Raw genomic sequence first — 24,542 nt, forward strand, 5'->3', positions numbered from 1 at the left:
GAGGTAAACTTATCAGCTACATTGCATTTTTACTTTTCTCCTTTTTCGCATTTACTTCTACATCTTCAGCCATTTTTTCTTCAGCATGTTCCAGCGCTGGTCATTAATAGCTTTCTGTTCTTCTTTTGTAATTTTAAGCTCCATTTTGGTGGACCTGCAGTTTTCATAGGCTTTAACAATATCAAAGAAAAATGTCACGGATTTGCTTTTCATTGCTTCTTTTGAAGAGGCTATATAAGCAAGGAATCTGTTGAGCCCCAGAAAATAAAAGTACCGGCCATAGTAATCTGCCGGCCGTATGGTATAATCTGCTCCTTTTACTTTAATCAGCCTTACATGCAGCTCGGGAAGAACAATTTCTTTCCAGCCCAGGTTTTCAAGCAATATAGAGTCAATATTATCCCAACCTAAAGTCTCCCTCAAGCCACCGATCTGAATGAAGCATTCTTTCCGATACGCTTTCATAGGTCCTCTTACATGATGTTTATTTGAATTCCCTTCATAAGTCCAGTTTCCGTCTTTTTCTACATACAGAAGTCCACCTACCAATCCATATTCCGGATTATTTTTAAAAGCGTTTGCTACTGTTTCCAGATAGTTCTCGGGGAGAATTATATCAGCATCAAATTTACAGATGATATCAAATTCATCGATAATTTGGGTCTGAAGCCCACTTTTAAAAGCATGAACGACCTTGGATCCAGGCTGATGTTCAGATTTCTGAAGGTCAATGGTTTCAAAACGTACATCAGTCTGCATGTATTTCCTGATCACTTCAGGGGTTCTGTCTGTGGAACCGTCATTTACTACCACTACTTTAAAATTCTTGTTGCTCTGCAGTTGTAAAGAATCAAGGGTAAATGGGAGGTTATCTTCTTCGTTATGGGCAGGAATTATAATTAAAAACCTCACGAATTATTATATAAATGATGAATGATAAGTGATAAATGATCCTATCGGCGGGATCATTTACCACTTATTGTTTTTATTATTTATTATGCGGCTTAAGCATATTTTTCGGATCAAGAATTTCATCCAGTTTCTCCTGGGAAAGAATTCCTTTCTCCAGAACCAGATTATAAACGCTTTTTCCGGTTTCCAATGCTTCTTTAGCAATCTGTGTAGATTGTTTGTAACCGATGTAAGGGTTAAGTGCCGTTACAATACCGATGCTGTGCTTTACCATATTCAGGCAGACTTCTCTATTGGCTGTGATCCCTGTCACACATTTGTCACGAAGGGTATCCAGAGCATTGCAAAGGAAGTTGATATTTTCCATAATCGCATGGGAAAGTACAGGTTCCATTACGTTAAGCTGCAGCTGTCCTGCTTCTGCGGCGAAAGTCACGGTAAGATCATTCCCGATCACTTTGAAGCAAACCTGATTCACCACTTCCGGAATCACCGGGTTTACTTTACCGGGCATAATAGAAGATCCCGGCTGCATTGGCGGAAGATTGATCTCAAAAAAACCGGCTCTCGGACCTGATGAAAGCAGTCTCAGATCATTACAGATTTTTGACAATTTCACTGCAAGACGCTTGGTTGCTGAAGAATAGATCACATAAGATCCTGTATCCGGAGTAGCTTCTACCAGATCCGGTGCGGAAACAATCGGGAAGCCTGTAATCTGGGCTAAGTTCTTAGCACAAAGGGTTGCATAGCCTACCGGAGCATTCAATCCTGTTCCAATAGCTGTTGCCCCCATATTCACTTCTACAAAAAGGCTTGCATTGTTGTTCAATTTGGAAATATCTTCTTCCAACGTAGCTGCATATGCCTCAAATTCCTGTCCCAATGTCATAGGTACTGCATCCTGAAGCTGGGTACGTCCCATCTTGATGACGTCCTGAAATTCAACGCCTTTGGCACGGAAAGCGGCTACAATTTCCTCAAGTCTTTCCACCAGCCCGATGTTCATCTGCAGCAATCCCATTTTGATCGCTGTAGGATAAGCATCATTGGTTGATTGGGAAAGGTTGATATGGTCATTAGGGGAACAGAATTCATATTCACCTTTATTTTTTCCTAGTTTTTCCAATACGATGTTGGCAATTACTTCATTCGCATTCATATTGATTGAAGTTCCTGCCCCACCCTGGATCATGTCTACCGGAAACTGGTCATGATATTTCCCATCTACAATTTCATCACACGCCTCTGCTATCTTGAAATACAGGTTTTCGTCCAGAAGTCCTAATTCATAATTGGTTTTGGCAGCTGCTTTTTTTACAAAAGCCAACCCTTTGATGAAATCCGGATATGAAGACAAAAGTTGTCCTGAAATCTTGAAATTGTTGATAGCTCTTTGTGTCTGAACCCCATAATAAGCGTCTAGCGGCACATTCAGTTCGCCCAACAGATCGCTTTCTTTTCTGAAATTTTCCATTACAGATATTTTACTGTTTTTGATCGTTTAAAGATAGCAAAAACGCATCTAACGATGCGTTTTAATTTGAATTATTTTGCCGGATATTTTACATTTAAAGCTTGCAGTATCGCCCATGTTTCGGCATCCATCACTCCGTCATAATTCTGCGGACGGAAATGATACTGGAAGGCTTCAATGGTTTTCTTGGTAGCGTCATCCCATTTCCCGCTCAGCTCTATTCCATACCCGAATTTCTGTAATGCAGTCTGGATCATAAAAATAAAGCTAGGCTCACTATATCTTGTGACAAATTCTGTCTGGGCAAGATCAAAGTAACTTTGCTTGGTAGCTTCATCATACCACATTCCTATCTGGTATTCGTCATATAGCTTTTTCCATGGGAACATAGGCCCCGGGTCCTGTTTTCTTGTAGGTGCAATATCGGCATGCGCAAGCACATTGGTGGGCGGAATCTGATATCTTGTAACAATGTCTTTTGCCAACGCTGCTACTTTTCTCACCTGCTCATCACTGAATGATGCAAAGATTCTTTTGCCTGTACCATCTGTAGAGTAACCGGTATTTACAATTTCAATTCCGATGGAAGTGTCGTTTAGATTCTTATCATTCCTCCATGAGCTTACTCCTGCGTGATAGGCACGTTTGTTCTCATCTACCAGCTGATAGATCTCGTTATCTCCGGTATTGTTTACCAGATAATGGGCACTTACAGCCTGCTGGGTAAGAACAGTAATCGATTTGTCATCCGGAAGTGCGGTATAATGCAGTACAAGATAACGCTGTCTGAAATTTTGTGCAACAGCAGGGAAATAAGTTTTCACCACTTTATATCCGCCCGGTTTGGCAGACACAATAGAACCATAGCTTGCCGTATTATCATTTTTTGCAGGGTCTGCTATATTAGTAGTAAAAAAGTCTATTCCATGATCGGATACAACTTTTGGTTTCGGAGCTACCGGAGACTGTGTCTGAACGGCCGGTTTTGTCTGTGCTACGGGGGTTTTTGGCTTGTAGGTATTTTTTTTCACATTTTGCTGGGAAGTACATGAAAAAACAAAAGTGCTTAATCCGATGATATATAATGTTTTACGCATCAGTTTGGTTTTTGGATGATTTATTCCCTCAAAAATACACAAATTTTTCTTGAATTTTATTTGGTAAATAAAGAAATCTGTTCTATATTTGCACTCGCAATAACAGAACAACGATCATTAAAAAATAAACAATAAGGAGGGTTGCCGGAGTGGTTAACGGAGCAGTTTGCTAAACTGTCGACGCGAAAGTGTCGCAAGGGTTCGAATCCCTTACCCTCCGCTCTTCTAATATATTCGGGGCGTAGCGTAGTCCGGTCATCGCGCCTGGTTTGGGACCAGGAGGTCGCAGGTTCGAATCCTGCCGCCCCGACTTTTTTCAAAATTTTAAGGGTGCGTAGCTCAGCTGGATAGAGCATCTGCCTTCTAAGCAGACGGTCAAAGGTTCGAATCCTTTCGCGCTCACTTAAGACTCACAAGAAATTGTGAGTCTTTTTGTTTATATCAGTTTCATGGGTCACCACTGTTACATTCTTTATCCTAAATCGCTTTAAATCTTTTGAGCAAAGGTAACATGACAGGTCTAATCTGCAAGCAATAGCAAATTTGATTTTCTTCAATGAATCTATCAGAAACCTTGTTTTACAATATCAAAATCCTCTGCTTCAGGAGAATTTAGTTCATTTATGAATAAGTAAGCAAAGCTACAAAGATTATTATTTTTTATATTTGCTTTCAAACTCTGTAGACGCCTGGTTGAAACCGTTTGCCATATTTTGGAATGCTTCATTTATTTCATTGAGCAATTTATTTTCAGTAGCAGGATCATTCGTATTGTTCTTCCTAATTTCTATCAATTTTGGATAAGATTCCGTTACAATTTTCTTATAGCCTTTCAATCCGCTCAAAACAGCAGTTTGAAATTGGGCATCACCTTTGAAATCGCCCAATTCTTCTATTTTTTTGATATCAGCATCCAATTGCTTGTCCCATTTTACACAAACTTCCTCAGCTTTAGCATAGTCAGCACTTGCCATTGCTGTATTCATCTCACTGATGTTTGTTTCGCTACCATTGATACCGTAATGATTTCATTGTTATAAGCTGCAGGATCTGCGTTTCCGGAGCCGCTACAGCTCGTTAATGATAAGACTCCCATAACCAGGGCTCCAAATAAAAATTTTTTAGTCGTTCTATATAATTTAAAAGATTTCTTATTGACTTGTAATAAATTCAACCTTTCTCAGTAAATCTGATTATTAATTAATAGTTGCAATAGAAATCAAATTGTTATAATTTTGTTTTTCTCTATTCTGATTCAATGAAAAATTTTAATCTCATCATCACAAGCTGCTTCTTTATTTTGGCCGTATCATGTAAAACTGCAGCTCCGGCTTCAAAGATTTCCACACAGGAGACGTCTTATCAGAACCTTGGGCATAACGGAAAAATATATGCTGCATTTTATCAGCAAAGAGCAGCAGAATATGAAGCCCTGTGCCTTCAGGCGTACAATATTGCAAAGCTCCGCTTAGACGAAGCTTTAGCTCAGAAATCTGAGAAACCTTTAGCCATCATTTCGGATATTGATGAGACCTTTTTAGACAATTCATATTACGCTGTTGAGCGTGCGAAAATGGGAAAAGGTTATGATCAAAAAACCTGGGAAGAATGGACTACCAAAGGTATTGCAAAACCATTTACCGGTTCTCAGGAATTCTATCAGTATGCTGCAAGCAGAGGTATACAGGTTTTTTACGTTACTAATCGTATGGAACAGGAACGTGACGGAACTCTTAAAAATCTAAGAAAATATAATTTCCCTCTTCAAAATGACACCCACCTTATTCTTCGATCAAAAGAAAGCAGTAAGGAAAACCGACGAAAGGATATCGCTAAAAATTATAATATTGTTTTACTGTTAGGTGACAACCTTGCTGATTTCTCCGATATATTCGATAAAAAATCAGAATCGGAACGATCGGCAGCAGTGAAAAACTCGGCAGAAGATTTTGGTAAAAAATTCATCATTATTCCTAACGTTGGCTATGGAGACTGGGAATCCTCTTTTTATAATTACAAATATGACTATACAGAGCAACAGAAGGATTCAATGATGTATAATGCTGTGAAGGGTAATCCTTAAAACATCGCTGCCATTTTTATATTCATAGCCGTAAGCTTTTATTTGTTTATCCGAAGGAAAGGCAGCTAAACCAGGAAGTCCCTATTTGTTTTAAGCAGACATTGCAAAAAGAGCGTTTCTATATCACTCCTTTTGCTTTTGTTCCGTTCTTTTTGGAAGCCTCATATTTTTTATTTCTGAGCTCACGCTTCATTTTCCGGTATTCCCACGGTGCCATAGCATGAACATCCTGCCAGAGGCCGATCTTTTTGTTCCGGGCAGTTTCCTGCAGCTTCCCTAATGAAGCATCTTTTGAAAAAGAGAAATACCACCATCCCATTCCCGCTCTGATCACTTCCTTTGAAAGATATTTGCCATGATCATAGTAAACTTTTGCAACAGCCCGGCCATAACGGTCTTTACCAGTCTCTACAAAGCTCACTGTTTTGCCGTACACCTGAGCAGAAGTGAACTGTTTTGCGTTTTTTCCGAACGCCTGTCCGTTTTCAGGACAATCGACTTCGGCAAGTCTGAGCTTTTTTTGCTGATTTCCTTTTAAGAGTAAGGTAATGGTATCTCCGTCTGAAATTTTTATTACTTTCCCCCTGGTCTGTGAGAACAGCAGTAGCGGGAAAAGTAAATACATCAACATTAATCGTTTCATCCGGCAAATATAGGAATAGAAAAAGGTAAAAGAGCACTTCTTATACTATACATTTTTTGTTTTAGATTTTACCGTTTGAAATTAGATCACAATCTTTAAAATTGTAACCAGAACGAAATATTCAGATAGAGAGAAAAATAACTCGAAAATTTCTCTTCATCTTTTAAATAAGGTAAGTCAATGGTTATTAATTGGGTAAAGTTAACAAAAAAGCATGCTCAAAAAATTAATTAAAAATTATCTTATATTTTATTTTTTTATTCCAAAAAGTATTGTACCTTTGCAACCGCAAAAACGAAATAAAATTCGTTATTGATGGCCATCTCGGGGCGTAGCGTAGTCCGGTCATCGCGCCTGGTTTGGGACCAGGAGGTCGCAGGTTCGAATCCTGCCGCCCCGACTTTTTTCAAAATTTTAAGGGTGCGTAGCTCAGCTGGATAGAGCATCTGCCTTCTAAGCAGACGGTCAAAGGTTCGAATCCTTTCGCGCTCACTAAGGCTCACAGTTTTCTTGTGAGTTTTTTGTTTCAAAAAAGCATTGTTCTTACAATAGCAAAAACGAAGTAAAACTCATTACTGATGACCTTCCCGGGGCGTAGCGTAGTCCGGTCATCGCGCCTGGTTTGGGACCAGGAGGTCGCAGGTTCGAATCCTGCCGCCCCGACTTTTTTCAAAATTTTAAGGGTGCGTAGCTCAGCTGGATAGAGCATCTGCCTTCTAAGCAGACGGTCAAAGGTTCGAATCCTTTCGCGCTCACTTAAGACTCACAAGAAATTGTGAGTCTTTTTGATTTAAAGATCATGATTAATTTTGATGAATTCAGTAAACCCTACAGATTTTAAAAACTTTGGGGTTTGTTGATTTTAATATCATAAAAGTCATTATTTCATCATTAATGGTTATTGATTCATTATTATCTGATAAAACAGAAAACCGCTGTACAATACAACGGTTTTTATTTATATTAAGGCAGTCATGTCATTTCAGCTTATAAGAACTTCCATTCCAGCGATATATTTTTGAGGATTGTTTTTTTATTTCCCTCTCTTTCTCATCTGTCTCCATGTCTTCTGCTTTAAAGATAAATACATTCGGAATACCTCCTTTATCATTAGGGAAAACATATCCTTCACTGTGATAGAAAACACCTGCATCAGCTACATTCATCAATTGTGGGAGCGTAATCAACTTTTTATCCTTAAAAAGGACATACTGATCATATGTTGCCACGCCGCAGGCTTCACCGGAAACCATTGCTTTTAAAGTAAAGTCAACATTCCGCAATTGGTGATTGCTTTCAATAGTGAAGGCAGCCGTGCTCAGTTCATCACCTCTTCCCGTATTAAAATACACCTCATCAATCAGCCTATTGCCTTCCATAACTTTTATCCCTGCAATGTTCTGTTTCTCTATCTCATTATACGGTTTTGTTTTTTTATCCACTGTTTTTGAAAGTCCAAAAAGGAAATCATACCCGTTTTTATTACGGTATCCTACACAGAGGTTCCCTCCCCAGACATATCCTTCAGAAGCTGTATCTCCCTTCTGATAAGAAACCTTGTACCAATTGGCTTTTCTTTCTCCCAGCTTCAGAACCGGGACCGTTTCCTCTTTTTTGAGGATCATTACCTGTTGATTGGTCTGTAATGAGTCTATGATCTGGCCATTGACATCAGGGGCTTTTCTCACCCTTGTCCAATCCGTAAAGATCTTTTGGGTCTTATTTTCTTCAAAACCAAAAACACCATCTGCATATACTTCATTTTCCTGTGCTGTAAAAAGCTGCAGCGTCAGTACACATAAAGCCGCCCATAAAGTTTTCATCATTCGTATTTATTTTTATTTCTCAAGCAGCAGGCTCACCCATTCTTCGCGTTGCAGCTGCTTTTTCAGTTCAAGACCGCTTTCTTTACATACTTCCAGAATATCGTCCACATCAAAGAAACAAAGCCCCGAAAGCAATAGTTTTCCTCCATCGTTAAGCACTGAAACATAAGTTGGAATATCTGAGATCAGAATATTTCTGTTGATATTCGCTAAAATGACATCAAAATTTTCCTGTCCCAGGTTCTCAGCTGTACCCTGCTCAATACCAAGATCAACATTGTTTCTTACAGCATTTTCTTTTGAGTTTTCCACGGACCATTCATCAATATCGATCGCTTTCGTATCTCCGGCCCCCTGCTGTTTTGCATAGATTGCCAATACAGACGTTCCACAACCCATATCCAAGACCTTTTTACCATTAAAATCAATATCCATCATCTGTTGTATCATCAAATGGGTGGTAGGATGATGCCCCGTTCCAAAAGACATTTTAGGTTGAATAATAATTTCATGCATTCCCGGAACCGATTCATGAAATTCAGCTCTGATCAACACCTTATCATCAATATTAATCGGAGAGAAATTCTTTTCCCATTCTTCATTCCAGTTGATGTTCGGCATCTCTTCAAAAGAATATTCAATCTTTACATTCTCATTTTCAAAGATCGGAAGAGCCTTCAGCTGGTCTTCATTGAACAAATCAGTCTGGATATATCCTAAAATTCCGTCAATTTCTTCTGTAAAGCTGTCAAAACCTATTTCTATAAGCTCTGCCATTAATATCTCATTCCATGGCTGTAATGGAGAAATTTTGAAATTGAATTCTAAATAATTTTGCATGTGAGTAATTTGCTGCAAAAATACTAATGTTATTATTGCTAAAAAAATGGAAGTGGTAATTTTTGGTTAAAGCCATTGGAATAGGATACAAATAAAGCGGGCTAAAGCCCGCTTTATTTGTATTTTTGTGTCGTTCAAAACTATTGATTTTCAGTAAGTAGTTTTCCTCCAACTTTAAACTCTGAACTTTACCCTCCTATGGATTCGTAGAGAAAATAGAACCGTTAGCGATCAACGCTCTTCTGTTCATTTTCAAGATATCTCTCACCCATTCCGCAAAATCTTCCGGCTGAAGCACTTTATCAGGATTTCCGTCCGTAAGTCCACCCTGGATGCTCATATCAGAAGCAATGGTACTTGGTGTCAGTGTAATTACACGGATGTTCTGCTTTCTCCATTCTGCCATCATCGACTGAGATAAAGAAACAACAGCCGCTTTTGAGGCTGCATAAGCTGACATATTAGGTCCGCCTTTCAATCCGGCCGTAGAAGCTACGTTAACGATATCACCTTCTCCTTTAGCCTTCATAAACGGATGTACCGCTTTTGCAGCGTAATACACTCCGAACAGATTCGTTCTGATCACCTGCTCCCATGTTTCGGAAGGCATTTCTTCAAGAGTTCCGAAGTCTCCGATGCCTGCATTGTTAACCAGAATATCTACTCCTCCTAGTTTTTCTGCTAAAGTATCAATTCCTGCTTTTACAGCAGCTTCATCATCGATACTGAATACTGCATAGGCAGCATTTACGCCTAAATTCTGGATTTCTTCAACTGTATTTTTAAGGTTCTCTTCGTTTCTTCCTGTAATGGCAACATTCACCCCTTCATTGGCCAAAGCTAATGCTACAGCTTTACCTAATCCTCTTCCGCCACCCGTTACAATGGCATTTTTTCCGTTTATATTCATAGTAATAATACTTTTCGTGATACAAATTTACAAAAGAACATTTTTACAGAGTGGAGAAAACACAGATTTAATAGTTTTTTAATGGTTTTTGCAGCCAACTCAATCTTGTCTTACAAAAAATAAAACCGGCTCACTATGAGCCGGCTTCAAAATCTAAAAAAGGTATAGTAAAAAAAATAAAAAACTTAAGGAATCTGAATGGCATTCTGTACTTCAAATTCTTCTGAAGCTGAGAATTCGTTTCCGTACATGTCTACGGCCTTTACCTCTACTTTATGTTTCCCTAATGATAATTTCTTAGGAAAATCCGCTTCCCAGATATGTTTTGACATTTCAGGATTGGAAGGTCTTCTCCCCTGTAAAATCTGCTCTGTAGTATCCCATTTGAATACAGAAAGGGCAAAATTCGGATCGATGGTTTCATCATACTCCATTTCTTCCCATTTTCCGTTGTCTATTCTGTATTCCACTTTGTCTTTTTTACTTCCCATAAAGAAATTGGCCAATACTTTTGCTGATGTTTTTGATGGGAAAGGAATGACTTTCGGAACGTATAGTTTGATCTGATAATCTTCCGGTTTTCCGGCAGTTTTATATTTTACTTTATACTGATTATCACTAAAGCTGATGAAAGAATATCCTTTTGCGGTACCGTCTCTCATGGTAGAAGTAGGAAGTCCAGAATCATCCGGTGTACCTGAATACCAATCCCCGCAAGTGGTTCCAACATTATATTCATGCAATTCTTTTATCCCGTTCCAGCCTTCTTTTTTTCCATAGAAAATCTGCTGCTGAATATGGGTATGTGCCGATAAAAGCAATACATTCCGGAAAGGATTTAAAAAGTCGAATAGTTTCTGACGATCTGCATTTCTAAAGCTGTCTTCGTTTTTATGTTCCAATGGAATATGAAAAGACACTACGATAAGCTTGTTTTTATCCACCAATTTAAGATCATTCTCAATAAACTGAAGCTGATCTTCACGGAAGCCGCCCCAATAGCCTTTTCCATCTCTCGGGTCCGGATAAAGAATATCGTCTAAGATGATAAAATGTACATTCCCGTAGTTGAAAGAGTAATTAGCCGGTCCGAAATTCGATTCAAAAGTTTCATCAGAAAGTCTGTCTTCTTTTGCATCGTAGTTCATATCATGATTTCCCATGACGTTATACCATGGCAGGCCAATTTCCTTCATAATGTCTGCATAAGGTTTCTGCAAGCTTAGGTTATCTCCCACCAGATCTCCCAGACTGATTCCCAATACTGCATTTTTCCTGGTATTTTTCACTTCATTTACGATGCCTCTTTTAAAATAATCGAGTTCTTTTTCTGTATACGGCTGCGGATCACCAAAAACAAGAATATCAAAGTTTTTGCTTTCGTTCTGCCTGTAAAGCGGGAAATTCAACTCTTTAGGAAGCTCTCCTGTGGGGGCGACTCCCTTATATTTAAAATCTGCAGGGGAACCATTGGGTTTATGATGGTAATAAAACAGGGGCAGATTATTACTGTTCAAAGCGGTCTGATACCCCGAAGGTTTGATCACAAAAATAGTCTGGTCTTCCTGAACAGGCAGGCTGTAACGTCCGTTTTTATCAGTCAGTACCACCTGAACCCCATTGGAAACCGCTACCCCCTCAATTCCTTTTTCACGGTTTTCCTTCTTTTGGTTCTTATTCCCATCTTCGTATACATATCCCGAAACGGAAGATTGGGAAAATGCCATTGCCGAAATCAGCATACAAGGCATTATCAGTTTTATTTTAATACTCATCTCTTTATTCTTTATTCTTTATTCTTTATTCTTTATTCTTTATTCTTTATTCTAAAAAAATCTACTTATTCCACCACATTTTCACATTGATATTATCTCCTCCCATCTGCTGAACTGCAGCCTGATAATTCGCAGAATTCAATACTTTAGGGTTAGGCGGATACATTAGCCTTTGAGGAAGTTCACCATTATTCAAAAGTCCTCCATTATCAGGAAGTACCGGGAATCCCGTTCTCCTTTTTTCAAACCACTGCTGCTGATCTACAAAGAACAGGGCGATATACTTCTGAAGCATAATCTTTTTCAGATCTGCTTCATAGGCCACATTGGGGTTGTCAAAATAATTGGCAGGCACTATAGCTCCCCACTGTTCAATAGATGCTTTCACACCGTTTTCGTAATAAGTCTTCGCTGTTCCCGTAATAATTCCTTTCAATGCTAATTCTGCCAGGGTAAACTGAAGTTCGGCATATGGATATATAAAGATCTTCAGTGGCGCCTTTGCCAGATTTTGGTTAAGGTTTGACGGCTGATAAGTAAATACGGTTCCGAAAGGATATCCTGACGGAGCGCCTACATACCCGATATTATTTCCTTTCAGATCCTTTGCCTGGGTAAAGAACATTGCCATACGGGGATCATTGTTCGCTTTTAAAGCCTGTACAAAAAAATCTGAAGCCGCTCTTCCTGTTGTAAAATCCTGAGGTCTTGCAATAGGCGGCATCAGCGGAGAAACTCCTGTAATATCAAGCTTTGCAGCATCTGCATTGGCCTGAAAAACAGGATATACTGTTGGATTATTGATTATTTCCTGTATTCTTTCCTTAACATTTATTTCTCCCTCCCTGCTTAAAATCCTTGTCAGCAGTCTTAAAGAAAGTGAATTACAGAATTTTTTCCAGTTGATAATTCCATTAGGATCTGTATCTGCTTTATAGAACAGGTCTCCCCCGGAAAGCATTTTATTGGTGATGAAAAGAGAATTGGCCGTATTCAGATCATCTAACAAACGTAAATAAATGTCTTTCTGCCTGTCAAATTTTGGCTGCAGAATATTATCGTCCAGCTGGGATGCCTGCGAAAAGGGAACATCTCCATAGGTATCGGTAAGATTGGAATAGATCCATGCATTCAGCACCAGAGAAATAGCTTCATAGTTCTTATCCCCTTCAGCAATGGCAGCTTTTTTCAGGTCATCTACCTGCTTCAGCCACCTGTAGGAATTATTCCAGAAACCTGCTCCTGTATTTTCCGTGATATAATATCGGCTCAAAGAGTTTCCTTCATTAGGAAAATCAAGGGAAACCTGCATAAGATCAAAATTAAAATCATTGGCTCTGTTGTATCCTACTACAGACATATTATATTCTATAGGAACCAGCAAGGCACTGGCAACGGGTACATTAATTCTACTCTTATCCTTATTGATCTCATCAAGGCTTCTGTCACATGAAACAGTACTGCTTACAAGGGCAAGGAATGAGCATATATAGACTAATTTTTTCATTTTTCTGATTTTAAAATTTAACGTTTAACTGAACTCCTACTGTTCTGGCCTGAGGTAACTGTCCCATTTCTACTCCCGGAGTAATCGTCGCATTATCAAGTGTTGCCACTTCAGGGTCAAATAATGGGAATTTCGACCACATCCAGAGGTTTCTTCCAAATAAGGCAAGGGTAATATCTGTTACCTTTAAAGGTTCAATGACAGATTTCGGGAAAGAGTAAGAGATTCTGGCATCTCTCAGCTTAATGAATGAAGTATCGAATGAATTGGTTTCCACATTCGCTCTTCTGTAATAATCTCCGTAATAGGTATACACAGGAATTCCTTTGGTATTGGGTGAAAAGCTTCCATCAGGATTCTGAACAACTCCCTGTCCTACGATAAGACCATCAGGATTGTCTCTTCCTGCAAGAGTATGGGTAAGTTTTCCCTGTTCAGACATTTTATGATGTGACTGCGAGTAAGCCACTCCTTTATACTGGCCGTCAAACGAGAAGCTAAGCGTAAGATTTTTATATCTGAATTCATTCTGAAGGCCTGCTCTCCATTTCGGATAAGCATTTCCTATTTTTTTCATTTCAGTAGGCTTCGCCGTCATACCGTCAGCCCCATAGATCACCTGCCCATCCGGTGAATACATCAGTCCATAGCCATACATATCACCAAGAGAGCCACCCACTACGGCATTATAATACACCACACCTCCTATACTTCCCATGGTATAAGGAGTTCCGTTAAATTCTTCCGGAAGGGAAAGAATCTTGTTTCTGTTCATGGACCAATTGGCATTAACGTTCCATGAGAAACTTTTAGTTTTTACAGGATAGGCACTCAAGGACATTTCAATTCCTCTGTTTCTCAGCTCACCGGAATTTATGATCCTTTTGTTATACCCTGTTTCATACAGCACAGGAATAATGATCGACTGATCTTTAGAGTTATTCTGATAAGCTGTAAAATTGAAGATTAGCCTGTTTTTCAGAATGTTGAAATCCATCCCTCCTTCTATGTTGGTGATCATTTCCGGTCTCAGGTCTGGATTCGGGTATAGCAGCGGAGATTCTACTGATCCTGTAAATACACTGTTTTCATAATATTTTTCAAGCATATAATTGTAGGTATCATTTCCTACTTTAGACCATGACAGCCTTAGCTTCCAGAGATTTAGATTATCGGATTTCAATTTAAAGATATCAGACAGAACAAAAGAAGAGGCCACTGAAGGATAAAAATAAGACCTGTTATAGCTTGGAAGTGTGCTGCTCCAGTCATTTCGGGCTGTCACATCCAGGAAGGCCATATCCTTATAGCTGAAGTTTGCTAAAGCGTACACACTATTCACCTGATTATCATTAGGGCTTGCCAGTTTAAAATCCTGTGCAGTAGCATTGGAAAGCTGATAAAGCCCCGCTCTGTTGAGTCCTATCGCCCTGTAATCATTCATAGTATACTCGTGGTACCTGATATTCCCTCCGGCAGAACCTGTCACTCCAAAATCTCCAAATTTATTTTTATAGGTAAGCAAGATATCATTATTAAGGTCAAAGTACCTGATGTACTGTTCTCTGTAATAGCCTTTCAGATAATTGGCGGAACTCCACGGCCTTCTCTGCGTCCGAAGCTCATTGCTCCACTCCAAACCGGTTTTATAGGCTATATCCAGGTTCTTTGCCAGCTGATAGCTGACGTTGATATTTCCTGTTATTATTTTTTTGTTTGTACTGTTCAGGTTTTCGTAAGCGATCAGATAAGGGTTATCGATATAGGAGCTGAAAGGATGTATCTGATCCACCTGCTCCTGACCATTTCTCCAGATCGGCTTATACCATTCAAGGTCTACATTCGGGTTCTGGAAAATCATGAAATAGGAGATCGACTGGTTGTTGTAGCCTGTCGCAGGAAGATTATCACTTTTTGTATTGCTGAAATTGATTTTAGTTCCGATCTTCAGCCTGCTGCTCAGTTTGTGGTCTAAAGACAAGGCTGCATTGAGTCTGTCAAAGCCTGTATTGGGCATCATCCATTCGTTTTTCAGGTAAGAAAGTGAGGTCCTGAAAGAAGTGGTTTCATTCGAATGTTCAATAGACAAACTGTTTGAATAGTTGGATCCTACCTGCCAGAAATCCTTGATATTGTTTTTATAAGGTCTCCAAAGCTGTCTTTCCAGGCTCTGCCCTTCTATGGTGGGATCATACTGAAAATAATACTGTCCGGCAAACTTCGGTCCGAAGGCGCTGCTGGTAGATCCTGTATTCACACCATCTGCAGAAGCTCCATAGGAATAATAGTAATTTCCGTCCTTATCTTTCTGCTGGGTTCCCTGCCCGTATTCATACTGGTAATCCGGCCATTTCAGAACGGTGTCGAAGCTGGTATAAGAGTTTAAGGTAACCTGAATTTTTCCTTTTCTGGTTTTCCCGGATTTTGTGGTGATCATGATTGCTCCCCTTGATCCTCTGGATCCATATAAAGCAGATGCGGTAGGTCCTTTCAGGATAGATATGGATTCAATATCATCCGGATTGATACTGTTGAAGCTGTCACCATAGTCAATCGGAAGATCACCTCCTGATCCCGCGCCATAAGCTGCCGTTCCGGTTCCGGTTCTTCTTCCGCTTAAAGGAACGCCATCGACTACAATCAGCGCATCATTATTCCCGATACTCATAGAAATGTCTCCACGAAGTGTGATACGGCTTGTCCCAAGAGGCCCTGCTCCGGCCGTCTGGATTTTTAAGCCTGCCACTTTGCCTTCTAAAGCCTGCGCCCAGTTATTGTTTTGGGTTCGCAAAATTTCATCAGATTTAACAGTCTGGGTAGAATACCCCAGAGACTTGTCTTCTCTTTTGATCCCCAAGGCAGTGACTACCACTTCGTCAATTCCTTTAATAGTGTCTTTCTTAACTTTCTGCTGAGCTGCCAGATTGACGCTGATCAATCCTAACAGCGAAAAAACCAGCAGCTTTTGTGTCTCTTTACGCATTTCCTTTTTGTTTGCGCAAAATTAAAACGACATTATGAGTACGATTTTAATAACATTTTAACATTTTTTAAAAAATTATTGAACAGTATATTAATTCCACCTTAATAACATTGATTAAAGAGCTGGTTAATAATAGGTTAAACAATTAAGGATTTTTAATACCATTTTACAGCTTTATTTACTTAATTTTATTGTCTTTTCATGAGAAAATAAAACACAAAACACTAATTTACAGCAAATTAAAATATAAAAACTCTTCTATCTGCTGTCGAAAGATCCCAATTGTACATAAAAACTACAGCCTGTCCCTATATAAAGAGACAGGCTGTAGAATTTATTGATCGGCACCCTTCAGGAGAAGGGAATGCTCAAACCTTTGCTTATTATATTAATGAAAATCAAAAATTTTCATTTTGCAGCCAGCATTATTCACCTTTCAGCTGTTCAGGAATATTCGTTGTTACAAATCCGATTCCCTGTTTTTTCAATTCATCATAGACTGCAACATCATTCACTGTCCACGAATTGGTAATAAGATTTAAAGCTTTAGCTTCTGCAATCCAGGTAGGATTTTTCTGGAAAACGCTGTAATGGTAATCCATCCCGTCCAATCCTTCTTCCCTGATCTGTTCCGGCGACAATTCTCCGTTCAGATACTGAACTTTAAAGGCCGGAGCAAGCTTTTTGATCTCTTTACATATATTTAAGCTGAAAGAAATAAATTCACTCTGAGATTCCAGCTTCATATCCTTGATCATTTTGATCGTCTTTTGGGTGATCTCATTTTCTATTTCCGGAGTTTTGGCCGGCTTGATCTCAACAATCAGTTTTACAGACGGATCTTTTTTACCTTGCTTTAAATAATCCTTTAAAGTGGGAAACTTTTCTCCATTCGATAATTTCAGCTGCTCCAATTCTTTGAAAGAAGTCTCTGAAATTTCCATTTTACCATGATGTTCATCATGATTGATCACAAGAACACCGTCTTTCGTCATTCTCACATCAAATTCTGACCCGTAAACTTTTAATTTCTGAGCATTTTCTAAAGATTTAATAGAGTTTTCCGTTGTGGGCGGCTGAGCCTGAAAATATCCTCTGTGGGCGATGATCCGGGTTTGTGCTTTCATTAGAACTGTACTTAAAACTGCTAATCCTAAGATAAAATTTTTCATAATATAATTTAGATAATTAAAACAAAGTCCTGAAACTTTTTGATAAAGGTAGGTATTAAAAAAGTGTAAAACCACAAAAGTTTTATGATAAAAACCTTTGTGGTTTACTGCTATTTATATATTATCAGAAACTATACTTCGCTCCGATCTGGATCTGGTACGGATTTCCCGACAGAGGAGCCAGTCCGCTTCCGCTTACATTTTTAACGTATTCAAACTGTCTGGTGTCCTGATTAAACTTAGTTACCCTGTATAAAGATGTATTTCCGTATGATTTGTTCACCCCCCATTCTTTATTCAGCAGGTTTGCTACATTGAAAATATCTACAGAAAGCTCGAATGCGCCTACTTTATCAAATTTTATTTTCTTAGCCACACGAAGGTCCCAAACGCCGTAGAATGCGTTCTTACCTCCGTTACGTTCCGCGATTTTCCCGTTATACTCACTGATATAATCTTTCAGCGCCTGTCCCACCTGAGGATCATCTAGAATGGTCTGGGCAATATCAGGGAAGATATAAGCCAGGTCATTGGAGTCTACAAAGTCTCCGTTAATATTTCCTCCTGCCGTCATAGAGAAACGTGTACCCCCGATTCCTGAATATCGTAGTCCTAATGTAAATCCTGCAACGGTAGGTGAATTACCATAGAGCACCACCTTGTTTCTGAACTGATTATCAGAATAGGTCATTCTCAGATCTCTCGGATCACTCTGGATCATGGTTGATAATGTTGCAGAATTGGCTACGTTTCCGTTATAGGAAGTATTGTCTTTAATATCAGACCAGGTATAACTTGCTGTGATCTCTCCATCTTTCCAGTAACGGTAACTTGTATCTACAACAAATGAGAACTGATTTACCTTACCGTCACTCACCAATTCAAGGACTCTGCCGAAATTAGGATTGATTCTTCCTGCTTTCCAGTCGAAGCTTACACTATTATTAGCATTATTGGTAATAGCGCTGGTAGGAATAAATACGCCTCTTCCTCCCTCGTTAGCCAATGTAAAAAACGGGTTAGCCACCATGTTTCTGTCATAATAGTAGTAATTATTTCTACCCAATGCCATGTATCCTGCTATTCCCGCTCTGAATCTCTCATTGAAGAAATGCGTGTAGGAGATATTGGCTTTATACACGATCGGGATCCTTGCATCTTTCCCTGTATAATTGATGGTAGGAATCTGATACTGGGCAAGTGCAGGTACACTTCCGTAATTATTTCTATAGTCGTTAAAATCGGGGGTAAGACCAATAGCTATAGGGTTGACATCTACCGTTGCAAGATGCTTTCCGTCAAATACCAGATTATTGATGATCATATAATTGTTAATATCCGAAGAGAATATCCCTGCTCCGAACTTAAGGAAGTCTTTATTCTCCTCATTGATATTCCAGTCAAACTGGAATCTCGGCTGGATCACAAATGATTTGATCTTATTGTCTGTTCTGATTCCCATCTCATCAAACAGCTTCTGATTGAATTCCGCTTTTGGATAGCCTCCGTAGTCCAATCTTAATCCGGCCATCAGATCAAGTCCTTTGGCAACTTTTGTCTGAAACTGACCGTAAACACCAATATTCCAAATGTTTGATCTTACGGATGGATCTTCCATCAAAGGAACTTCTCTGTAAAACCTGTAAGGCGTCATCGCATCAAAATTACCAAGCCCCTGGAAATGGAATCTTCCGTTCACTTCACTTCCGTATACCGATTTTGCAGTCGTATACATCAGGTCGGCACCAAAAGTATATTTTACCTTATCCGTATTGTAATATAAGTTGTCTACAATCTGCAATACATTATTTCTGAAGCTTTCCTGAGCAAAACGGTGTCCGCCGATCTGAATATTTGTAGCCCCTACATTTGAAGCTACTCCTTCAACAATCGCTCTCGGAACAGGCTTCCCTAATTCATTGTTCTGGTAACTGTCCTGGAAGGTATAAAGGTACTGCGCTTTTAATTCGTTTGTTAAATTAGGTTTCAGGTTTGATCTTAATGTTAATAACAAACTGTTGTCAAGGTTTTTGTCATTTCCGTAAGATTCGAAGAAGTTGATACTGGTATTATCACCCAATCCGTTTTTATTAAGATCGTAAGTGAAGTTATTTCTCAACGTCAATAAGTGTTTCTCATTGATCTGCCAGTCTAAACGTAAAAATGCGGCATCAGAATTTCTTACTTTATCAAAAGTTCCGAACTGTGGTGTATTGCCTACTCCATATTTTGATCTTGCGATATCCAGGAACTGATTCAGTGTCTCTGTTGTCGTGTTGAATCTTTTCTCGTCATCCGGAGATTTGATGTCTGCAATGACCAAAGGTCTTGAATCCAGCTGATGATCCCAGGCTACGAAAAAATGTAATTTATTTCTGATAATTGGTCCTCCCAAAGAAAATCCGAACTGAGAAGTTGAGAAATCATTCTGTCTTTTGTTTCCTCTGATATCGTATGGGCTGGAAAGCCAGTTGGTTCTTAAATATTCCCAGGCACTTCCTGAAAATTTATTGGTTCCTGATTTGGTAACAGCACTTACGGTTCCACCACCACTTCTTCCCAGAGTAACGTCATATTGGTTGGTAGTAATTTTGAATTCACGTACCGCTTCAATGGAAATAGAGAAAGGAGCTCCGCTTCGGCTGGTTGTAGACCCTGCGGAAGTCGGGTTTTTAGCAGTCATTCCATCAATGGTAAAGTTGGTGGAAGATCCAAGCTGTCCGGACAAATTTCCACCTTTTCCGCTTAATGGGGATAATTCTGTAAGGTTGGTAAAGTTCCTTCCGTTTACCGGAAGCATACTGATGTTCTTGGCAGAGATCGCTGTAGCAGCCCCAAGGTTTCCGATCTTATTCTTCAGGTTGCCGGTAATTTTCACTTCTTCAATCTGCTTTTCTCCCCCGAGATCCATATTGACTGTAACCTGATCTCCGAAGTTGACATTATAGCCTTCTTTCTTATCATCATTTACAATCACCGTATAAGGCCCACCCAAAGGAATTTCTTTAAAGATATACTCCCCTTTTGAGTTCGTTTCCGTTTCTGTGCGGAACCCTGTAGATTCGTTGACAATGGTCACTTTCACTTTTTCCTGAGCTGAACTTCCCGGCCCGGTAACTTTTCCTACGATAGAAGCCTGCGTGGTCTGCGCATAAGCCATTGTTCCAAGCCCTAAAAACAATAACCCGAGTACAATCTTTACTTTTCTCATTTCTTCAAATTAGATGTGCAAAGGTATTTTGACTTTAAAGGTTAACTATTTAAGAGAGCTTTAACATTTCTTTAATTAAATCAAAACGTTATGTTAAATTACTTTAAACATAAATTCTATTTCACACGTAATCAGCCAATTGAAATACATTACGCATCCTTAATTTTGCTATAAAATTGAATTTTGTTATTTTTTAGATGATTTTGCCTCAATAAAATCCTTACGTATTCACGTTACTTTAGTTATTTTTGCTCAAAAGATATACAGCACATGTCTGAAAACATTCAACAAAAGATAGAACAGCTCCGCAAAGAGCTTCATCAACATAATGAGAACTATTACCTTCTGGATACGCCTACCATTACTGATTATGAGTTTGATATGCTCCTGGAGCAGCTTCAGAATCTGGAAGCCAAGCATCCTGAGTTTTATGATGAGAACTCACCTACAGTACGTGTAGGGGGCGGAATTACAAAGGTCTTCCCGAACATTCAGCACAAATTCAGAATGTACTCTCTTGACAATTCCTATGATTTTGATGATCTGGAAGACTGGGAAAAAAGAATTATCAAAACCATTGACGGACCTGTAGAGTTTGTTGCAGAGCTGAAGTACGACGGTGCTTCTATTTCCATTCTTTATGAAAACGGAAAACTGACCCAGGCAGTGACCCGTGGGGATGGTTTCCAGGGAGACGAGATCACTCCGAATATCCGTACTATTTCAGATATTCCTTTAACTTTAAAAGGAGATTTCCCTTCTCATTTCTTTATGCGCGGAGAAATCTATCTGACCCGAAAGAATTTTGACAAGCTCAATAAACTGCGTGAGGAAGAAGGACTTGACCCATTCATGAATCCAAGGAATACCGCAAGCGGAAGCCTGAAAATGCAGGACAGTTCCGAAGTAAGAAAACGTGGGCTTTCTTCTGTATTGTACCAATTTATTTCTGAAGATGTTCCGACAGAAACGCACTGGGAGCTGCTTCAGAAAGCACAGAGCTGGGGCTTCAAAACTTCCCAGCAGGCCAAATTATGCAGAACCCTGGATGAAGTAAAAGAGTTTATCACCTTCTGGGATACAGAGCGTCATCATCTTCCTTTTGAAATTGATGGTATTGTTTTAAAAGTGAATTCGCTGCAACAGCAGAGACAGCTTGGATATACAGCAAAGTCTCCACGCTGGGCCATGGCTTATAAATTTAAGGCTGAAAAGGTAGAAACTGAGCTAAAAAGTGTTTCTTACCAGGTAGGAAGAACCGGAGCAATTACTCCGGTGGCGAATCTAAAACCTGTTCTATTGGCTGGAACTACTGTAAAAAGAGCATCTCTGCATAATGAAGATATCATCAAAAAACTGGATCTGCATGAACATGATTTTGTCTATGTAGAAAAAGGAGGAGAGATCATTCCAAAGATCGTTGGAGTAAACACGGATAAAAGAACAGAGGAAAGCAAGGAAATAGAATATATCAGGCATTGCCCTGAATGTGGTACTGAGCTGGTAAAAATTGAAGATCAGGCCATCCACTTCTGCCCGAACGAACTTCACTGTCCGCCACAGGTTGTGGGAAGAATGATCCATTATGTTTCCAGAAAGGCCTTGAATATTGAAAACCTTGGAAGTGAAACAATCGAACAGCTTTACAGAGAAAAGCTAATTGAAAATCCGGCTGATTTCTATGTTTTAACGAAAGAACAGCTTCTTCCACTGGAAAGAATGGCTGAGAAATCCGCTCAGAATATTATCACAGGGATTGAAAAATCAAAAGATATCCCATTTGAGAAGGTATTGTATGGAATCGGGATCAAACATGTGGGGGAAACAGTTGCCAAGAAACTCGTCAAAAACTTCCCAACTATTGAAGAATTAAAGAATGCTACTGTTGAAGAGCTTTGCCAGGTAGAAGACATCGGAACCAAGATCGCCGTAAGCATTGTAGATTTCTTCCAGAATTCTGAAAATATACTGATGATCGAACGTTTGAAATCTTATGGGGTACAGCTTGAAAAAGGGGAAAGTACCAATGAGGTCCTATCTAATGTATTGGAAGGAAAAGCTTTCTTATTCACCGGGAAACTGTCTTTATTCACAAGAGAGCAGGCTGAGGAAATGGTAGAAAAGCATGGCGGGAAAAATATTTCTGCCGTTTCGAAAAATCTCAACTACCTTGTGGTAGGAGAAAAGGCAGGAAGTAAACTAAAAAAAGCTCAGGATATAGGAACCATTACTATTCTGGATGAACAGCAGTTTTTGGATCTGATTGAGAAATAGTAAATAATTGAAAATATTTTTACCCAAAAGCCATTGATTCTTTTCAATGGTTTTTTTGATATCCGGTTACCTGGAGTGTATAATAGTTTACTCAAGCTGCTCTACATCCCTGTGACAATATCAGCTTGAAATACTACACAAAAGTGTTATTTCCCATTATAAACTTTGATAATAATTTTAACTAGATTTTAAAATTATATATCATGAAAACAATTACATCAAAACTGGTCCTCATTATTTTACTATTAACATTCTCATTTTTTAACAGTCAAGTTGCAGGAGGAATGCTAGTTTCTACATTTATTGACGATACAAAAAAGGCGATTCAGGATATCCTGAATGACACAGACTTTATGGTATCAAAAAATTCCTTTGAAATTAGGCAGCATTTGCTTCTTGTGGAAGATAATCTTGAAAAAGTAGGAAATGGTTTACTCAATAAAACATTTGATGAGTTGGATGATAAGGTTAGACTTACCTTCAATCAGATGAATAACACAGTTAATAACTTTGATATTAAGGCAGCAGGTACTTTAAACAAATTGGATGAAACAATTGCCAATTTAAATGATGCACTATCTACTATTCCTGGCTCTAAAACACAGCCCAGAATATTGAAATATACTCCCAATGCTGTTGGTCGTGGCTGGAATAATAATTTAGTCTTTAAGGGATCATTTCTTGGCAAAACAAAAAAACTGTCATTAGTTTTTAATGGAATAAAGTGTAAATTAATTTCCAGTACAGAAAATCAAATGATATTTGAATATCCAAAGAGCTTACAAAATTCGAACACTGTTGATAAGTTATATGGAGATTTGAATTTTGAATATAAAGCAGGATTATTTTCAAAAAACAAAAAGATTAACTATAAGGTTTTAGTATTTAATATTCCCAATAAATTTGGAAATTATAATCTAGAAGCAAAGGTTGAGGGGGAAGAAACTGACTTTTATGATAGAAATGAAGAATACAGCCATAGAAATGATCATTGTAGCGGAACTAAACACCTCACTTATAATGTAAATGCCAGAGACGGATGGGATATTGTCTTAGAATCAATAAAAGTAGACGTTAATAAGACTCAAAACTCTCAATTTAATGGAATTTTTGATAGGACTAAACATGGTTTCCAGCTGAGAGGTTCAGTTGCAAATTCAGGTAGTTGTCAGAAAGTATTAGCTAAAGTAGTGGTATACGATGCTAGAGGCAGTTTAAAATTACATGTAGCATTTAAAGAATCCAGAATAGTCTCCAAAATTTCTACAGCACAAGTTCAGGCTGGTGATCTACATTTTGGAAATAAAATAAAGATTGATTTACCCGAGAAAACTAAACAATTTACTATATTTCTTACTGATATTGACGGCAAGCAACACGTGATTAGTGATACTACTAATAACATAATGTACGACATAGAATATTTTCCACTGGGAAAATATGTAACAATTGGTATTAAAGATATAAAACAGATATTTTAAATTATAACCGTTTCATCAGTTAATGAAAAAGTTTTTAATTATAGAAGTTATAGAACTCCATATTCTTAAATAGATAAGAATAATAAATAATTAAAGCGTAATCACCTGTGAAAACCTATGTGTTGTGTGGTTAAATATACTATGTATAGGTTTAGCTATAAGTATCCAAGTATAAGAATAGGTATGGATAGTATGGATAGGAATAGGATAGATGAATAGTATGGCAGTTATTGGGTACAAAACAAAAAAATCCTTTATCGTAACGATAAAGGATTTTTAAAAATAAAATAAAAACTGGCGGCGGCCTACTCTCCCGCGTTAGCAGTACCATCGGCGCTGGTGGGCTTAACT

The 24,542-nt window shown here is 38.7% G+C and carries 16 protein-coding genes and 7 tRNA genes; 10 read left to right on the forward strand and 13 right to left on the reverse strand.

Going from position 1 to position 24,542, the window contains the following annotated elements; translation table 11 throughout:
- Positions 1-57 precede the first annotated feature (57 nt).
- The 3 genes from AC4IF5_RS19425 to AC4IF5_RS19435 all read right to left on the reverse strand — a co-directional run bounded on the left by AC4IF5_RS19425 (position 58) and on the right by AC4IF5_RS19435 (position 3,486).
- A complete protein-coding gene (locus tag AC4IF5_RS19425; RefSeq protein ID WP_490737451.1) occupies positions 58-912 on the reverse strand; it encodes a glycosyltransferase family 2 protein in 855 nt (284 codons plus the stop codon).
- 76 nt (positions 913-988) lie between these two features.
- A complete protein-coding gene (gene aspA, locus AC4IF5_RS19430; protein ID WP_490737453.1) occupies positions 989-2,389 on the reverse strand; it encodes an aspartate ammonia-lyase in 1,401 nt (466 codons plus the stop codon).
- Between the two features lie 71 nt (positions 2,390-2,460).
- Entirely contained in the window at positions 2,461-3,486 is a 1,026-nt protein-coding gene (locus tag AC4IF5_RS19435; RefSeq protein ID WP_490737455.1) for an N-acetylmuramoyl-L-alanine amidase, read from the reverse strand.
- A 135-nt stretch (positions 3,487-3,621) separates the two neighbouring features.
- On the opposite strand from AC4IF5_RS19435, the gene AC4IF5_RS19440 reads away from it, so the two are divergent.
- The 3 genes from AC4IF5_RS19440 to AC4IF5_RS19450 all read left to right on the forward strand — a co-directional run bounded on the left by AC4IF5_RS19440 (position 3,622) and on the right by AC4IF5_RS19450 (position 3,888).
- Positions 3,622-3,706 (forward strand) — tRNA-Ser (locus tag AC4IF5_RS19440).
- A gap of 15 nt (positions 3,707-3,721) precedes the next feature.
- A tRNA-Pro gene (locus tag AC4IF5_RS19445) sits at positions 3,722-3,796 on the forward strand.
- A gap of 18 nt (positions 3,797-3,814) precedes the next feature.
- Positions 3,815-3,888, forward strand: a tRNA-Arg gene (locus tag AC4IF5_RS19450).
- Positions 3,889-4,139: 251 nt separating this feature from the next.
- On the opposite strand, the gene AC4IF5_RS19455 is transcribed toward AC4IF5_RS19450, so the two are convergent.
- Entirely contained in the window at positions 4,140-4,502 is a 363-nt protein-coding gene (locus AC4IF5_RS19455) for an LIC11966 family surface protein (protein ID WP_490737478.1), read from the reverse strand.
- A gap of 242 nt (positions 4,503-4,744) precedes the next feature.
- Here AC4IF5_RS19455 and AC4IF5_RS19460 point away from each other — a divergent pair, with 242 nt between their 5' ends.
- Positions 4,745-5,569: a 5'-nucleotidase, lipoprotein e(P4) family gene (locus tag AC4IF5_RS19460; protein ID WP_490737457.1), complete on the forward strand. Its 825-nt coding sequence runs from the start codon at positions 4,745-4,747 to the stop codon at positions 5,567-5,569.
- Between the two features lie 118 nt (positions 5,570-5,687).
- Here AC4IF5_RS19460 and AC4IF5_RS19465 read toward each other — a convergent pair whose 3' ends face one another.
- Entirely contained in the window at positions 5,688-6,212 is a 525-nt protein-coding gene (locus AC4IF5_RS19465) for a thermonuclease family protein (protein WP_490737458.1), read from the reverse strand.
- Between the two features lie 325 nt (positions 6,213-6,537).
- Here AC4IF5_RS19465 and AC4IF5_RS19470 point away from each other — a divergent pair.
- From AC4IF5_RS19470 to AC4IF5_RS19485, 4 genes are all read left to right on the forward strand, one after another.
- Positions 6,538-6,612, forward strand: a tRNA-Pro gene (locus tag AC4IF5_RS19470).
- A gap of 18 nt (positions 6,613-6,630) precedes the next feature.
- Positions 6,631-6,704, forward strand: a tRNA-Arg gene (locus AC4IF5_RS19475).
- 96 nt (positions 6,705-6,800) lie between these two features.
- Positions 6,801-6,875, forward strand: a tRNA-Pro gene (locus tag AC4IF5_RS19480).
- Between the two features lie 18 nt (positions 6,876-6,893).
- Positions 6,894-6,967: transfer RNA gene (locus AC4IF5_RS19485), tRNA-Arg, on the forward strand.
- Positions 6,968-7,189: 222 nt separating this feature from the next.
- Here the strand turns inward: AC4IF5_RS19485 and AC4IF5_RS19490 are convergent.
- The 8 genes from AC4IF5_RS19490 to AC4IF5_RS19525 form a co-directional block, all read right to left on the reverse strand.
- Positions 7,190-8,038 carry an SH3 domain-containing protein gene (locus AC4IF5_RS19490; protein WP_490737460.1) on the reverse strand — a complete coding sequence of 283 codons (849 nt, stop codon included), beginning with the start codon at positions 8,036-8,038 and terminating at the stop codon, positions 7,190-7,192.
- A gap of 12 nt (positions 8,039-8,050) precedes the next feature.
- Positions 8,051-8,878, reverse strand: a complete 828-nt coding sequence (gene prmA / locus AC4IF5_RS19495; protein WP_490737462.1) for a 50S ribosomal protein L11 methyltransferase — start codon at positions 8,876-8,878, stop codon at positions 8,051-8,053.
- 196 nt (positions 8,879-9,074) lie between these two features.
- Entirely contained in the window at positions 9,075-9,788 is a 714-nt protein-coding gene (locus AC4IF5_RS19500) for a 3-ketoacyl-ACP reductase (protein WP_490737464.1), read from the reverse strand.
- 185 nt (positions 9,789-9,973) lie between these two features.
- Positions 9,974-11,539, reverse strand: a complete 1,566-nt coding sequence (locus tag AC4IF5_RS19505; protein ID WP_490737480.1) for a calcineurin-like phosphoesterase C-terminal domain-containing protein — start codon at positions 11,537-11,539, stop codon at positions 9,974-9,976.
- 85 nt (positions 11,540-11,624) lie between these two features.
- Positions 11,625-13,070, reverse strand: coding sequence for a SusD/RagB family nutrient-binding outer membrane lipoprotein (locus tag AC4IF5_RS19510; protein WP_490737466.1), 1,446 nt, complete (start codon positions 13,068-13,070; stop codon positions 11,625-11,627).
- Positions 13,071-13,080: 10 nt separating this feature from the next.
- A complete protein-coding gene (locus AC4IF5_RS19515; protein ID WP_490737468.1) occupies positions 13,081-16,053 on the reverse strand; it encodes a SusC/RagA family TonB-linked outer membrane protein in 2,973 nt (990 codons plus the stop codon).
- 425 nt (positions 16,054-16,478) lie between these two features.
- Positions 16,479-17,225 carry a glycerophosphodiester phosphodiesterase gene (locus tag AC4IF5_RS19520; protein WP_490737470.1) on the reverse strand — a complete coding sequence of 249 codons (747 nt, stop codon included), beginning with the start codon at positions 17,223-17,225 and terminating at the stop codon, positions 16,479-16,481.
- 124 nt (positions 17,226-17,349) lie between these two features.
- A complete protein-coding gene (locus tag AC4IF5_RS19525) occupies positions 17,350-20,436 on the reverse strand; it encodes a TonB-dependent receptor (protein ID WP_490737472.1) in 3,087 nt (1,028 codons plus the stop codon).
- Positions 20,437-20,706: 270 nt separating this feature from the next.
- Here AC4IF5_RS19525 and ligA point away from each other — a divergent pair, with 270 nt between their 5' ends.
- Both ligA and AC4IF5_RS19535 read left to right on the forward strand, forming a co-directional pair.
- A complete protein-coding gene (gene ligA, locus AC4IF5_RS19530) occupies positions 20,707-22,710 on the forward strand; it encodes an NAD-dependent DNA ligase LigA (RefSeq protein WP_490737474.1) in 2,004 nt (667 codons plus the stop codon).
- Positions 22,711-22,913: 203 nt separating this feature from the next.
- Positions 22,914-24,191: a hypothetical protein gene (locus AC4IF5_RS19535; RefSeq protein WP_490737476.1), complete on the forward strand. Its 1,278-nt coding sequence runs from the start codon at positions 22,914-22,916 to the stop codon at positions 24,189-24,191.
- Positions 24,192-24,542: the final 351 nt, after the last annotated feature.

It is taken from the genome of Chryseobacterium sp. UF-290 (assembly GCF_058245615.1).

Excerpts from the sequence above, each read along its gene's own strand:
- aspA (WP_490737453.1), bottom strand. The coding sequence starts at position 2,389 with ATGGAAAATTTCAGAAAAGAAAGCGATCTGTTGGGCGAACTGAATGTG.
- AC4IF5_RS19435 (WP_490737455.1), bottom strand. The coding sequence starts at position 3,486 with ATGCGTAAAACATTATATATCATCGGATTAAGCACTTTTGTTTTTTCA.
- AC4IF5_RS19460 (WP_490737457.1), top strand. The coding sequence starts at position 4,745 with ATGAAAAATTTTAATCTCATCATCACAAGCTGCTTCTTTATTTTGGCC.
- AC4IF5_RS19465 (WP_490737458.1), bottom strand. The coding sequence starts at position 6,212 with ATGAAACGATTAATGTTGATGTATTTACTTTTCCCGCTACTGCTGTTC.
- AC4IF5_RS19490 (WP_490737460.1), bottom strand. The coding sequence starts at position 8,038 with ATGATGAAAACTTTATGGGCGGCTTTATGTGTACTGACGCTGCAGCTT.
- prmA (WP_490737462.1), bottom strand. The coding sequence starts at position 8,878 with ATGCAAAATTATTTAGAATTCAATTTCAAAATTTCTCCATTACAGCCA.
- AC4IF5_RS19500 (WP_490737464.1), bottom strand. The coding sequence starts at position 9,788 with ATGAATATAAACGGAAAAAATGCCATTGTAACGGGTGGCGGAAGAGGA.
- AC4IF5_RS19505 (WP_490737480.1), bottom strand. The coding sequence starts at position 11,539 with ATGCCTTGTATGCTGATTTCGGCAATGGCATTTTCCCAATCTTCCGTT.
- AC4IF5_RS19510 (WP_490737466.1), bottom strand. The coding sequence starts at position 13,070 with ATGAAAAAATTAGTCTATATATGCTCATTCCTTGCCCTTGTAAGCAGT.
- AC4IF5_RS19515 (WP_490737468.1), bottom strand. The coding sequence starts at position 16,053 with ATGCGTAAAGAGACACAAAAGCTGCTGGTTTTTTCGCTGTTAGGATTG.
- AC4IF5_RS19520 (WP_490737470.1), bottom strand. The coding sequence starts at position 17,225 with ATGAAAAATTTTATCTTAGGATTAGCAGTTTTAAGTACAGTTCTAATG.
- AC4IF5_RS19525 (WP_490737472.1), bottom strand. The coding sequence starts at position 20,436 with ATGAGAAAAGTAAAGATTGTACTCGGGTTATTGTTTTTAGGGCTTGGA.
- ligA (WP_490737474.1), top strand. The coding sequence starts at position 20,707 with ATGTCTGAAAACATTCAACAAAAGATAGAACAGCTCCGCAAAGAGCTT.
- AC4IF5_RS19535 (WP_490737476.1), top strand. The coding sequence starts at position 22,914 with ATGAAAACAATTACATCAAAACTGGTCCTCATTATTTTACTATTAACA.